Below are 13,918 nucleotides of genomic sequence, written 5' to 3' on the forward strand. Positions count from 1 at the left end.
GAAAACAGACTTAAGTTGAATACTTACCATTGATATCTATATAAGCTTCTGAAAGGTCACATCCCCACACAGTTACAGAAGCTTCGCCAACATTGAGGCTAACATAAATGTTTACTTTCTCTTTGTGCATAATTTTTTGTAATTGCTCAAGCTTTTCATTAGAATCGGCATCAGGATAAACTTGAATATCATCAAATCTAATTACAACTTTTTCTTGATTTATCTCTTTATCGTGTTCGCATTTACCTATAGCCATAGCCACTCTTCCCCAATTGGGATCTGCTCCATAAATAGCAGTTTTAACTAGTGGTGAATTAACAATTGCTTTTGCAACTCTTTTAGCTTGTGCATAATTAATAGCTGAATCTACAGTCACTTCAATAACTTTGGTAGCCCCTTCTCCATCTTGTGCGATCGCTAACACTAACTCATGTGCAATCTCTTGCAATGCATAAATAAATTCTTGTTTTTCGACTTCACCAGCTAAACCATTGGCAAGAATAACAGCAGAATCACTCGTAGAAGTATCAGTATCTATACTCAGGCAGTTAAATGTTTTATCTATAATGGGTCGAAAAATTGTAGGAAGTGTATCTTTGGAAATTGCTGCGTCAGTAAAAAAGAAAGCTAACAGCGTAGCCATATTCGGCTCAATCATACCAACACCTTTAGCAATTCCTACCAACTTTGCATTTCCAATTTGTCGTGCAGCAAGCTTAGGTAAGGTATCAGTCGTCATAATGCCACGAGCAGCTGCATCAAAATCAGCAGCAGTTAATTTATTCCTAATTCCTAATAACCCTGCTCGGATTTTTTCTATAGGATAACTTCTACCAATTACACCTGTAGAAGCTATCAAAATATCATTCGTTGCAATTCCAGTTTCATTAGCGACGAGTTGAATAATTTCTTCTGCATCAGCGATGCCAACCTTACCATTTGCGACATTGGCATTTTTGGATATAACAATAATACCTTGCGCTTGAGCATCTTTTAAATTACGGCGGCTAATAGTGACACTTGGCCCTGCAAACAAACTTTGAGTAAAGACTCCATCAGCAACACAAGGCACATCTGATTTAATAAACACAAAATCATCTGTATTATCTTTGATACCTAAGTTAGTAATAAAAGTGCTAAAACCTTGAGGAATGAAATAAGTTGGTAATTGCATATTTTTATTTTGATATAGAGCAATAAAAAATAATTAATTAGGAGAAAGAATACTCAAATACTCCTTGACAGCATCAAATAATCCCATGTCTAAAGCATCAGCAATCAGGGCATGACCAATCGAAACTTCAAGTATGTTAGGAATGGAGCAAAACTTTCCTAAGTTTTGCAGGTTTAAATCGTGTCCTGCATTCACTCCTAAACCAATTTCCTGAGCCTTTTTCGCTGCTTGTTGATACTGCTGAAAACTGACTCCACATCACCTTTACGAAAAGCTGTAGCGTAAGGTTCTGTGTATAACTCAATGCGATCTGCTTCAATCTCTTTAGCAAGTTCAAGTTGAATTAAGTCGGGATCGAGGAATAGGCTAACTCGAATTCCAAGTTCTTTTAGCTCTTGGATAATTTGTCTGAGCCAATAACCATTTGTAGCTAAATCCCAACCGTGATCTGAGGTAAAAGTATCTGGTGCATCGGGAACTAAGGTACACTGTGTTGGCTTTATCTCTCGTATAAGCTCTAAGAATTGAGGTGATGGATTACCTTCTATATTAAACTCAACAGTTAGCATTTTTGCCAACTCATAAACATCTTCAGGCTTGATATGTCGTTCATCTGGACGTGGGTGAACTGTAATCCCATCTGCGCCTGCTCGAATGCAAGTAGAAGCCGCCTTGATGACGCTAGGTATGCCAAAATTTCGAGAATTTCTAAGTAGAGCAACTTTATTAAGATTAACGCTAAGATTGGTCATCAGGTTTCATTCTTTAGGATGATTAATAACCATGCAAGTTAGAATGTTCTAATTTCGTAAAGCGATCGCACACGCGATCATAACACTCAAAACAATGGCGATAACATACTAAAGTCCCGTTTACAAATCAATCCAGTAGCGAGAAATTAGTTTGCCCGTATACTCTAATATATCCTCACTTGTTGATTTACCTTGATTTTTCTGAATTATGCGGGCGGAAGCAAAATTATCTCGGTTACAAGTTAAGAGAACACGACTCAATCCCATATTTCTAGCTTTTTCTAAAGTCATAGCCAGTATTTGTGTACCATATCCTTTGCTTCTTTGGAGAGGACGAATCATATATCCAATATGTCCTCCTTGATGTTCCAAAGTAGGTACTAACCAATGACGTAATTGGCTTTCGCCCAGAATTACTTTACTGTTCATCACTAACCAAAAAGTTGTTGCAGGAACAAAACCTGGTTTTAAACTAATACCTTGAGAATTATTTTCTAAGTATTGAATATAAGCTGAAAAATTTTCTTGAATTAACGTCAAATTATTCTGATCAAATAGGCGTGATTCACCAGCGTTATGATATTCCGCAACCATATCAAGAAACTCTGAATGCAAATTATAAGTTGGGTTAATTAATTCAAGCATTTTAGTAATTGAATCTTTGATGGTGTGCTGCGCGACAACACACCCTACATTGCTTTAAACAAAAAATTCTAACCCTTCCCACGGAGATGCTTTAGCAGTTTTGATTCTAGTATCTAAATCAGAAGCATGAATTTCCAATTTGTGATCGTTTGGATCAAGGAAATACAAAGAAGCACCTTCGCTTTTATTTTCTTGCCAAATTTTTGCTCCTGATTGTTGAATGCGTTGGCTAAGAATAGGAAAATTTTCAATAGAAACAGTCAGACCAATATGGGTATATTCAGGTAGAGGACTTTCTCGAACTTTCTGGTCTAAAATCAATGCTAACCAAATGTCGCTAGCCGAAAGATAAGCACCTTTAGGCCATTTTGCCAGTAAGCGAAAATATAGCACATTGGTATAGAAAGTGATAGATTCCTCTAAATCTCTGACAGATAAAGTAATGTGATTAACTCCAGTAATCATTTTTAAAATCTTTACGATTGAGAATTAATCAGTTATTGAATATATTACCTTACAGCTACATTGTAGATTTCCTTGATTGCATCTACTTCTACGATATAAGGTTCTACAGGGCGTTTAAATAACACCATTTGCCCTGATTCATCTTTCTTTAAATTGACATGACAAAACCACTCATCATCATTTTTTTCTGGATAATCTAAGCAGTAATGATAAAGTCCCCAACGAGTTTCTTGACGATATAATGATGCTCTGGCTGCCATTTCTGCACAGTCTCGAATGAAATGCACTTCTAGAGAACGCATCAATTCATGAGGGTCACGCGCACCCATTACATCTAATGTTTGGTGATATTGAACAAAATGTTTCAGACCAATCTCGATTTTATTACCTGTTTTTGGTGGCTGTAGATAATCATTAACTAAGCGTCTGAGTTTATATTCGACTTGAGTATGAGGTACACCATTGGGACGTGTTAAAGGCGCATAAATTCTAGTTTTTTCAGCTTCCAAAAACTCCGCATCTGGTTCTAGAAAATCTAAATCTTGAATATATTCAATGGCATGAGTTCCGGCTATGCGACCAAAAACAAATGCGCCAATCATATAATTATGGGGGACGCTGGCCATGTCTCCGGCTGCATACAAACCTGGGACAGTTGTTTGAGCGTTTTCGTTTACCCACACGCCAGAAGCACTATGACCACTACATAAGCCGATTTCAGAAATGTGCATCTCTACGCCGTGGGTACGGTAATCTTCATTTCTGCCTTGATGAAAGCGTTCTCTACTTGGTCGTTCATTCGCCCAAAGTATGGATTCAATTTCAGCAATTGTATCTTCATCAAGGTGAGTCATTTTGAGTTGGACTGGACCTTTACCAGAGTTTAATTCTTTCCAGATTTCCAACATCATTTGACCGCTCCAATAGTCACAGCTAATGAAGCGATTTCCTTCAGCGTTGGCTGTATGAGCGCCAAAAGGCCCGGCAACATAGGCACAAGCGGGGCCGTTGTAATCTTTAATTAAGGGATTAATTTGAAAGCATTCAATGTTGCTGAGTTCTGCTCCTGCATGATATGCCATTGAGTAGCCATCCCCGGCATTAGTAGGATTTTCATAAGTGCCGTAGAGATAGCCAGAAGCAGGTAATCCTAATCTACCGCAAGCACCTGTACAGAGAATGACTGCTTTCGCTTGAATGACAATATAATCGCCGTTTCTAACATCAAATCCCACTGCACCGATCGCACGTCCTGCTTTGACTAACACGCGGGTTGCCATGACACGATTTGTGACTTTAACTTTGTGACGTTTAACTTGCCGGGTAAGAATTGTTTTCAAGTCTTTACCTTCTGGCATGGGTAGGACATATTTACCCACACGATGTACTTGTTTCAAGTCATAATTGCCTTGGGCATCTTTTTGAAACTTCACACCCCAGCTTTCTAATTCTTGGATGACTTCATAACCTAATTTGCCTGTTTGATATACTGCTTTTTGGTTGAGAATGCCATCGTTAGCTAGGGTGATTTCACGGACGTATTGCTCAGGTGTAGAATGACCGGGAATCACAGCAGTATTTACCCCATCCATACCCATTGCGATCGCACCACTGCGGCGAATATTAGCCTTTTCTAAAATTAGCACCTCAGCATCGGGATTTGCCTGTTTTGCCTTGATACCTGCCATCGTTCCCGCCGTACCGCCACCGATGATAAGCACATCAGTTTTTATCCGTTGGGTATTGATGTCCATAACCATACCTTTTAGCCTTTGTGAAATGGAAAAGTACAACAGATGAATAGGATTCCTACCTTCTGCTTTCTATTGATTACCCTTCCAAACGATATCTTTGACTTGGATTTGCTTAGGAATGAGGTTGATTTTGTGAAAAGTATCAGCAATCTTTTGTTGTTGAGTGATGACTTCATCTGTGAGAGGTAAAACACCATACTCTCGACGCTTTTCGGCAATCTCTAGTGCAGATGCTTTAATACCTAATTCTGGTTCGAGAAACTTAGCAACTTCCTTTGGATTACTTGCAGCCCATTTGTCTACTTTACTGACTTCATCTAAGACAGTTTTCAACACATCTGGGTGAGAATCTACAAAGGTTTTACGAGCAAGATAGTAACCTCGATTGGGTGCTAAATTTGTCGCATCTGTAAGAGTCCTAGCACCTATTGCTTGCTCAACTGCCGCTAGGTAAGGATCCCAAATTGCCCAAGCATCAACGTTACCACCTTCAAAGGCTGCACGGGCATCTGCTGGTGTAAGATAGGCTGGCTGGATGTCATTATACTTTAATCCGGCAGATTCTACAGCTTTAACAACGAGATAGTTAGTGTTGGAACCTTTGGCAAAGGCAACTCTTTTACCTTTAAGTTCGGCGACAGTTTTAATTGGTGAATTTTTCGGCACAATAATCGCTTCTGCTTTAGGACTCCAAGGATCGTAAGCAACATAAAGCAAGGGAACACCTGCGGCTTGGGCAAAGATGGGTGGCGATTCACCTGTGTACCCAAAGTCAATACTACCTGCGTTCATGGCTTCTAGCATTGGTGGCCCGGCAGGAAATTCTGTCCACCTCACAGATGCACCACTAGCAGCTAAAACTTGCTCTAAACTACCTCGATTCTTGAGAGCATTAAGAATTGTAGCCGCTTTTTGATATCCGATGCTGACTGTAATACCACGAGCGGTACTCTGGTTATTGGCAGAGGTATTGGCTTGCGGGTTAGTGGCACCTGAAGAACAGGCAGAAGCTACCAAGCTAAAAACCAATCCAACAGCGAATAGTACGGATAATGTACGGGTTTTGCGATGCTGCAAAATAGCAGTGAAAAATTGCCAAATGCTAAAAATTCCGGTTTTCAAGGACTGAATTGACATAGATAGACTCTGTGAACACGGAAGTAATGAATATTATTGAATTCTTAGGTAAATACACAGGATTTAATCAATGTCACTATTTCTCGTATGTATTTAAAATGTGGATTTACGTCAGAAATTTCTTTTTTTAGCAGCATTGTTAAAAAAGTAAACAACAACAAAAGTATAAATTTTAAATTTAATACTTAAAATCGATTGATTTACCGTATTTAACTGCTATATCGGTAGATAATGACATAAAATGCTTTACTAATCAACTTAGGTACGAGATTGTTACATTACCGAAAAATCTGCTGTTAAAGGCTTAATTTTCTAAAATATTTGTGTAAATCTTTCTTTACACCTTACCCTTCATACTTCAGATGACTCACCTATTTACACCCCTTACTATTGGCGCTGTCACTTTTCGCAATCGGATTGCAGTGTCACCCATGTGTCAATATTCCAGTACTGATGGTTATGCCAATGACTGGCATTTGATTCATCTGACAAGTCGTGCGATCGGCGGTGCTGGTTTAGTTTTCACAGAAGCAGCAGCAGTAGAACCACGAGGACGAATCAGCCCCCAAGATTTAGGAATTTGGTCGGATGTACACATCGAGCCATTGGCAAAAATTGTCAAGACAATTCACAATTTTGGTGCAGTCGCAGGAATTCAACTTGCCCATGCTGGTAGAAAAGCTAGCACATCACCACCTTGGGAAGGCTCAAAAGTACTAGATCCATCTCATGGTGGTTGGCGTCCGGTGGTTTCTAGTAGTGCTATTCCTTTTAGCGAAAATCACCCCATCCCAGAAGCTTTAGATAGTAAAGGCATCCAACAAGTTATTCATGCTTTTGTGCAAGCAACTCAACATTCCTTAACAGCAGGATTTAAAGTTATTGAGATCCATGCTGCTCATGGCTACCTTTTACATCAATTTCTCTCGCCATTAAGCAATCAACGTGATGATGAATATGGTGGTAGTTTTGAAAATCGTACCCGTCTGCTTAGGGAAGTGGTTCAGGAAGTACGAAAAGTCTTACCATCAGATTATCCTTTGTGGGTGAGGATTTCTGCAACCGATTGGGTAGAAAATGGTTGGGATATTGAGCAGAGTATTGCCTTGGCAGATAAACTCAAGTCACTAGGTGTAGATGTAATTGATACTTCTAGTGGCGGTACTGTACCTAACGCCAAAATTCCCTATGGTGCTGGCTATCAAACTGAGTTTGCCTCCAGAATTCGTAGAGAGGCAAATATTTTAACTGGGGCTGTGGGTTTAATTACGACTCCAGAACAGGCAGACCATATTATCCGCACAGATCAGGCTGATATTGTTTTGATTGGAAGAGAGTTTCTACGCAATCCTTACTGGGGCTTATCTGCCGCGAAGAAGTTAGGACAAGAGGTATTTTCACCTGTGCAATATGAGCGGGCTTGGATTTAGTATCTATAAAATTTTTACCATTCTTGCTGTGTTGGTCGGATGAGAATTTCATTGACGTTGACGCGCTGCGGTTGTGTCACAGCATAAACGATCGCCGCAGCAACGTCTTCACTTTCGAGAGGTGCGATCAAACGACGACGTTCTTCACTGCGTTGTTTGGCAATCGGATCGGTTATGTGGTCGTTAATTTCAGTATTTACTAAACCAGGCTCAATAATAGTGACACGGATATTGTGCTTGCAAACTTCTTTGCGTAAGGCTTCTGAGAAACCATTCACACCCCACTTAGTCGCATTATAAACACTAATACCTTCTCTTGCTGTGCGACCTGCCACAGATGAAATATTGACAATATGCCCTGTCCCTTGGGCTTTGAGAATTGGTAATACCGCATGAGTTGCATACAACAATCCTAGAACATTGATATCAATCATGCGTCGCCAATCTGAAGTATTTGCACCATCGATCGCACCAACAAAAGCAACACCTGCATTGTTAACGAGGATATCTATCCGCTCGAATTCTGCGTTTGTCTTCTGAACTAAATTCTTTACTTGAGTTTCGTCTGTAACATCAGTGATGATGGACAATGCACTGCCACCACTGCTTGCAATTCGTTGTGCTAGTGCATCTAAGCGATCGCCTCTTCTAGCTGCAAGCACTACTTTTGCTCCCTCTGCTGCTAGTGCAAGCGCTGTTGCCTCCCCAATTCCCGCAGAAGCTCCAGTGATAATTGCAACTTTGCCTTCTAATTTACCTGTCATGATGATTAACGAATACTTAACGTTTTCTTGCTAAAGTAAGTCCATCTGCCACAGAAATCAGACTTAAGTCTATGCGCTCATCTTGACGCAACTTGCTATTAAATTCGCGGATAGCATTAGTAGCTGAATCTTGAATATCTGCTTGTGTCACACGCCCAGACCAAAGTACATTGTCAATAGCAATTAATCCACCTGGTCGAATTAGCTGTAAAACTAATTCGTAGTAGCGATAGTAGTTTTCTTTATCTGCATCAATAAAGGCAAAATCAAAAGTTTCTGCCCCACTCTCTGCTAGCAATTTTTCCAAAGTTTCTGTCGCTGGGGCAAGCCGCAGATCAATTTTATCTGCCACACCTGCTTTTTGCCAGTAACGACGAGCGATCGCGGTGAACTCTTCACTAATATCACAAGCTAAAATTTTGCCGTCTGGTGGTAGAGCCAACGCGACACTAAGAGAACTATAACCTGTAAAAACTCCTAACTCTAAAGTTTTCTTTGCTCCAATCAGTTTTACCAAAAAAGCGAGAAACTGCCCTTGTTCTGGTGCAACCTGCATATTTGCTCTAGGATGACGAGCAGTCTCTTCCCGCAATTGTAGAAGTAGTTCTGGTTCCCGCAATGAGACAGACAAGAGATATTCGTAAAGATGGTTCGGTAGGTGCAGAGTTTTGCTAGTAGTCATTCAATCAATAAATCTAGAAGCTTTTTAAGACTTCTATATATAATACGACAAGTCAATCGATTTAGTGTATTTTGTTTTAACCTTATTCATGAAGGTCTTGGATATTAGTAAAGTATTTATTTAGAATAATTATCTAATAAAATAAATTTTGCTCAATCTTTAGTAGAATAATATAAATCTATCAAATTACCGTTGTTACATTAAAAACTCTTTGGATAGAGAACAAAAAGTAAAGCAACAAAGTAGAGATGTAGATAGCGTGTTCAAGCTTAAATAGGAAACCTATATAGAAGTCCTAATTATGGAAATTGTAAATAAAATATCTGGTATTAATTTTTTGTGGATATTTGGAATAGTCTTTTTATTTATTGCTGTTATCGGACAAGCTAAATTATTTTTTGCTGAAATTAATCCAGGTTGTTTTGGAAGGTCTTTGGCTTTAATTATTGCTCTATTTTGCTTAACATATGCTGCTGTAACAACACTTTTGCCAGTAGAAGCATCTAATTTATTAAGAAATTATTTAACTCAACAAATTCAACAATTTATGGGTTTTATTCATTTAGTAAAGTAGGTCAATATAATTAATTATTAACCAGTTAAAATTTGTATAATTTATCACATCATATCTGTCTTAAAAATTAGGACAGAGGGGCAAAAGTGTCGGAGGCATCACCAGAAGGGCTTCTCATAGAGTGGAGACGGTCATGGTACGTCTTTACATGATTTATATGTATCGTAATTAACGTGAAATGGTATTATCTTACGGAACGACTTCTTTACACAGAAGTCGTTACGCCCCTTCCACAGGTAGGGAAGAAAGTTTTTGGTATACATAGTTCCTGAGGGCTACTTACTACTTATAAGAACAAACTCACTCAATACTTAGTTTACCTAATAATTAGTAATTAATAAATTTAGTTTAACGTATATTTTGTTTGCTAAAGGCTTGTATTGTAGCTAAGGTTATGCAATCATACTAAATTAATCACCGATAAATCGGTCGATGATTAGTATTTTGTATAGATACAGCGCAAACGTAGCGCGATGAAACGATTTAGACATTGTCAAAACTGAACACACACGGCAAAAGATTCGTATCCGTGGAGAAATGATCGTGACTATTGCACTAGAACGTCCTAAGAAGAAAACTCGTTCCGCAGAGATTCGAGAGCAACTAGGTTATCCCGTCATTGATACCGATGTGCATACTCAGGAATTTGAACCTGTATTTCTTGATTATTTAGCTGAGGTTGGTGGTTCCAAGATTGTAGATAGCTTTCGGGAACATCTACCCGGAGCTGGGCGTTATCGTTGGTTTCAGCAAACTTGGGAAGAACGCCGTCGCTACCGTACTGCCCGTCCTCCCTTTTGGGGGCGTCCTACCAAAGATACGCTAAATTTAGCAACTATTAGTTTACCCAAATTGCTGCACGAACGCTTGCAAGAAGCAGGAACAGATTTTGCGATCCTTTATCCTAATCTGGCAACTCTAGCACCACAAATTAAGAATGAAGAAATGCGACGGGCAGTTTGTCGAGCTGCCAACCTCTATCATGCAGACATCTTCCGTCCTTATCGCGATCGCCTCACTCCCATTGCCACCATTCCTCTCAACACACCAGAGGAAGGAATTGAGGAATTGGAATATGCAGTGAACATCCTGGGACTCAAAGCAATTCAAATTCCCGGCTATGTTACCCGTGTCATTCCTGCCTTCGAGAAATATTCAGAAGAAGTGCAAAGGGAAGCAACTTGGATTGATACCTTTGCCTTAGATAGTGCCTACGATTACGATCCTTTCTGGGCGAAGTGCGTAGAATCGAAAGTTGTCCCCACCACTCACGCTTCCGGTATGGGTTGGACTGCTCGGCGTTCGATTTCCAATTACCAATACAATCATATTGGTCACTTTGCTTCAGCAGGTGAAGCATTCTGCAAAGCACTGTTCTTTGGTGGTGTTACTCGTCGCTTTCCTACCTTGAAATTTGCTTTTCTAGAAGGTGGTTCTGTTTGGGGTGCCAGCCTCTACACAGATATCATTTGGCATTGGGAAACCCGTAACCCAGAGATATTACAGAACAATCATCCTGGGAATGTCAACAAAGAGGAATTACGCGAACTGTTCGCTCGTTATGGCGGGCCAGAAATTAACGATCGCTTTGAGCAAATTGGTAGCGGTTTAGGTTTCCACGGCAAATACTTTGCACCAGAAGATCCCGGCGAACTAAATGAATTTGCTGCGGCTGGAATCACAAAAGCCGAAGATGTGCGCGATCGCTTTTTAAATCACTTCTACTTTGGCACCGAATCAGATGATACCCGTGTTGCCTATGCCTTCCATCAAAAGGCTAACCCCTTTAACGATAGAGTGAAAGCATTCCTGGGTTCTGATTCCGGCCATTGGGATGTACCTGATATTACAGCTGTGGTATCTAATGCTCACAGCATGGTAGAACGGGGAATTCTCAGCGAAGAAGACTTGCGTTATTTCTTATCTATCCATCCTTTGGAGTTATATACCAGCCTCAATCGTGACTTCTTCAAGGGAACGACAATAGAAAAAGAGGCAGAAGAATATCTGGTAAGTGTTGGTCGGTAGTGAAAGGGATGGGGGATCGGGTACTAGGAAGAGGATACGGGGACAAGGAGACGCGGGGATGCGGAGAATTGATCAGCACGTTCTTGCCCCTCTGCCCCTGGTGCTCCCCCTCCTCTTCTTAGCTCCTAGTCTAAGCATATTGCAAATCACAATTGGAGTCTTCATTTGATGGTTACACAACTTCTTATTTAAAAAAACTTATGGTTGCAACAGTCAAACCTCAGTCTCTAAAAATATTTCGCCGCTTTACACTGCTGTTAATGCCAGGAATATTCACCTTGGTAACTTCGTTAACGTTAGTCGGTTGTACACAACAAAGCCAAAAAGCAGAAAATCGGTCTTCTGCTAGTAACGTATCGGATACTAAACCATCTGGTATTAAGACCAAAGTACTCCGCATGGGGTATCAACAAGCAGGCGATCTGGTCAGAATAACGAAAGTATTGGAAAAGCGCTTAGAACCTTTGGGTGTGAAGGTGGAGTGGGCGCAATTTGCCCAAGGGCCACAACTGATGGAAGCCATGAATGTGGGTAAAATAGATTTGGGTTCCGTTGGGGAAACTCCTCCTATCTTTGCCCAAGCTGCTGGTGCTGAGATTGTTTATGTTGTTGGTCGAAGACGTACTGAAAAGACTGGTAAAGGAAGCGCGATCGCAGTTCCTCCAGATTCTCCGATTAAGAGCGTTAAAGATATCAAAGGACAAAAAGTAGTCTTCCAAAAAGCTTCTGCATCTCACTATTTCATTATCAGAGCATTGGAAGAGGCTGGTTTGAAATACAGTGATATTCAAGTTCTCAGTATACCTAATGTAGAAGCTGCTAGTGCATTTCTAGAAGGGAAAATTCCTGTTTGGGTAAGTGGCGATCCTCATTTAGCTAGGGCTGAAAAATTGGGTAAGGCTCGAATTATCAGGACTGCTCAAGGGCTTGATTCACCTGGTGGATACTATATTGCTGGCAAGCAGTTTGCAATTGAGAATCCAGAGTTGCTGCGGATAGTGATTGAGGAGATTGATAAGATTGATCGTTGGGCTGAAGCGCATCCCCAAGAGACTGCAAAGCTGATTGCGCCAGAGCAAAAACTACCTCCAGACGTGATGAAATTGGTACTCAGTCGTCGCAGCTATGGATTGAGAGCTATTTCTCCAGAACTGATCAAGGAGCAACAACGGATTGCAGATTACTTCTATAAAAATGGCTTACTTCCCAAACCTCTCAATGTTCAAGAAGCGATGCTGACACCTGAGCAGTATGCAGCAATTACTCCGCCCACAATTAGCCAGAAATAGTATGAAAGGGATCGGGGATGGGATTAGGAAGAGGAGTGGGAGAGGGGGAGAGTGGGGGAGTAAAAGAGAATTATTCTCCTTGTCCCCGTGTCCCCGCGTCTCCTTGTCTCCGCGTCTGGGTGTCCTCTTTTGTCTTGGCGGATAAGTACAAAAATTCCTTGGAGAAATAAACATAATGACTTCTAAATACTTCGATATTCAACCAGTTGCAGGACGTATTGGAGCTGAAATTGTAGGTGTTGATTTGAGTAGTGACCTCAGCGACGATATCATCAGTGATATCCGTAAAACCCTAGTCCAATACAAGGTAATTTTCTTCCGTCGCCAGCAGCTTGATGCTAAAGGGCAAGTAGCTTTTGCTCAACGCTTCGGTAAAGTCACCACTGCTCACCCTACCGTACCATCTCTACCTGGACACCCAGAAGTCCTGGATCTAGATTATGGTCGAACTGCCACTCGTGCAAATAATTGGCATACCGATGTCACCTTTGTAGATCGCCCGCCGCTTGGTTCTATTCTACGAGCAATTGAAATTCCTGCCGTTGGAGGTGATACAATTTGGGCAAATTCTGTTAGTGCATACCAAAATTTACCAGAACATTTGCGTGATATTGCTGATAAACTTTGGGCTGTGCACAGCAATGCCTACGATTACGCGGAAGCCGCAGTCAGTCTTTCTGAAGAACTCAAAGCTTATCGGGCTGTTTTTACTTCCACAGTATATGAAACCCTGCATCCCGTTGTTCGCGTCCATCCAGAGTCTGGAGAGCGCGGGTTGTTTATCGGTGGTTTCGTGCGTCAAATCAAAGGACTATCAACTACAGAATCGGACGACATTATTCGGCTGTTGCAGTCCTACGTAACACGTCCAGAAAACACAGTCCGTTGGCGTTGGCAAGTTGGTGATGTGGCATTCTGGGATAACCGTGCTACTCAACATTATGCGATCGCTGATTATGGTAATCAACCTCGTCGCGTTCAGCGAGTAACGATTGCTGGTGATTTGCCAGTTAGCATTGACGGCAAACACAGTGAGGCAATCAAAGGTGATTCTTCTGCTTATATCCCTAGCTTGGCTGTTGCTTAAGAGAAGGCAGAGAGAAGTTGGAGCGGAGGCTTCCTCCGATCCAAACTTCGGAGGGGCAGAAGGAAAGGGGTTTTTGTTTCATCTACAAAGTATAAAGGATAATATTTGCCGCTAGTGGATGCTTCTAAACAGAGGAA

General features: G+C 40.9%; 12 protein-coding genes and 1 pseudogene. 5 read left to right on the forward strand and 8 right to left on the reverse strand.

What is annotated here, in order from left to right:
• Positions 1-10 precede the first annotated feature (10 nt).
• From argJ to QUB80_RS25485, 6 genes and pseudogenes are all read right to left on the reverse strand, one after another.
• Positions 11-1,174 carry a bifunctional glutamate N-acetyltransferase/amino-acid acetyltransferase ArgJ gene (gene argJ, locus QUB80_RS25455; protein ID WP_289792269.1) on the reverse strand — a complete coding sequence of 388 codons (1,164 nt, stop codon included), beginning with the start codon at positions 1,172-1,174 and terminating at the stop codon, positions 11-13.
• A gap of 33 nt (positions 1,175-1,207) precedes the next feature.
• Positions 1,208-1,926: pseudogene (locus QUB80_RS25465) on the reverse strand (pyridoxine 5'-phosphate synthase).
• A gap of 120 nt (positions 1,927-2,046) precedes the next feature.
• Positions 2,047-2,571 carry a GNAT family N-acetyltransferase gene (locus QUB80_RS25470; RefSeq protein ID WP_289792272.1) on the reverse strand — a complete coding sequence of 175 codons (525 nt, stop codon included), beginning with the start codon at positions 2,569-2,571 and terminating at the stop codon, positions 2,047-2,049.
• 54 nt (positions 2,572-2,625) lie between these two features.
• Positions 2,626-3,036, reverse strand: a complete 411-nt coding sequence (locus tag QUB80_RS25475; RefSeq protein WP_289792273.1) for a VOC family protein — start codon at positions 3,034-3,036, stop codon at positions 2,626-2,628.
• A gap of 44 nt (positions 3,037-3,080) precedes the next feature.
• The gene (locus QUB80_RS25480; protein WP_289792274.1) at positions 3,081-4,790 is read right to left on the reverse strand and encodes a fumarate reductase/succinate dehydrogenase flavoprotein subunit; all 1,710 of its coding nucleotides are present in this window, start codon (positions 4,788-4,790) and stop codon (positions 3,081-3,083) included.
• 69 nt (positions 4,791-4,859) lie between these two features.
• On the reverse strand, positions 4,860-5,927 hold the full coding sequence (locus QUB80_RS25485; RefSeq protein ID WP_289792275.1) for a sulfonate ABC transporter substrate-binding protein: 1,068 nt from the start codon (positions 5,925-5,927) through the stop codon (positions 4,860-4,862).
• 362 nt (positions 5,928-6,289) lie between these two features.
• Between QUB80_RS25485 and QUB80_RS25490 the strand changes: the two genes are divergently transcribed.
• On the forward strand, positions 6,290-7,357 hold the full coding sequence (locus tag QUB80_RS25490; RefSeq protein WP_289792276.1) for an NADH:flavin oxidoreductase/NADH oxidase: 1,068 nt from the start codon (positions 6,290-6,292) through the stop codon (positions 7,355-7,357).
• A gap of 14 nt (positions 7,358-7,371) precedes the next feature.
• Here the strand turns inward: QUB80_RS25490 and QUB80_RS25495 are convergent, their stop codons facing one another.
• Positions 7,372-8,121, reverse strand: coding sequence for an SDR family NAD(P)-dependent oxidoreductase (locus QUB80_RS25495; protein WP_289792277.1), 750 nt, complete (start codon positions 8,119-8,121; stop codon positions 7,372-7,374).
• 16 nt (positions 8,122-8,137) lie between these two features.
• On the reverse strand, positions 8,138-8,803 hold the full coding sequence (locus QUB80_RS25500) for a class I SAM-dependent methyltransferase (protein WP_289792278.1): 666 nt from the start codon (positions 8,801-8,803) through the stop codon (positions 8,138-8,140).
• 301 nt (positions 8,804-9,104) lie between these two features.
• Between QUB80_RS25500 and QUB80_RS25505 the strand changes: the two genes are divergently transcribed.
• The 4 genes from QUB80_RS25505 to QUB80_RS25520 all read left to right on the forward strand — a co-directional run bounded on the left by QUB80_RS25505 (position 9,105) and on the right by QUB80_RS25520 (position 13,781).
• The gene (locus QUB80_RS25505) at positions 9,105-9,377 is read left to right on the forward strand and encodes a hypothetical protein (RefSeq protein WP_289792279.1); all 273 of its coding nucleotides are present in this window, start codon (positions 9,105-9,107) and stop codon (positions 9,375-9,377) included.
• A 543-nt stretch (positions 9,378-9,920) separates the two neighbouring features.
• On the forward strand, positions 9,921-11,405 hold the full coding sequence (locus tag QUB80_RS25510; protein ID WP_289792280.1) for an amidohydrolase family protein: 1,485 nt from the start codon (positions 9,921-9,923) through the stop codon (positions 11,403-11,405).
• 200 nt (positions 11,406-11,605) lie between these two features.
• Positions 11,606-12,694: a sulfonate ABC transporter substrate-binding protein gene (locus QUB80_RS25515; RefSeq protein ID WP_289792281.1), complete on the forward strand. Its 1,089-nt coding sequence runs from the start codon at positions 11,606-11,608 to the stop codon at positions 12,692-12,694.
• 175 nt (positions 12,695-12,869) lie between these two features.
• Positions 12,870-13,781 (forward strand): TauD/TfdA dioxygenase family protein, encoded by a 912-nt coding sequence (locus QUB80_RS25520; protein ID WP_289792282.1) that lies wholly within the window; start codon positions 12,870-12,872, stop codon positions 13,779-13,781.
• Positions 13,782-13,918: the final 137 nt, after the last annotated feature.

The organism is Chlorogloeopsis sp. ULAP01 (assembly GCF_030381805.1).
GTDB lineage: Bacteria > Cyanobacteriota > Cyanobacteriia > Cyanobacteriales > Nostocaceae > Chlorogloeopsis.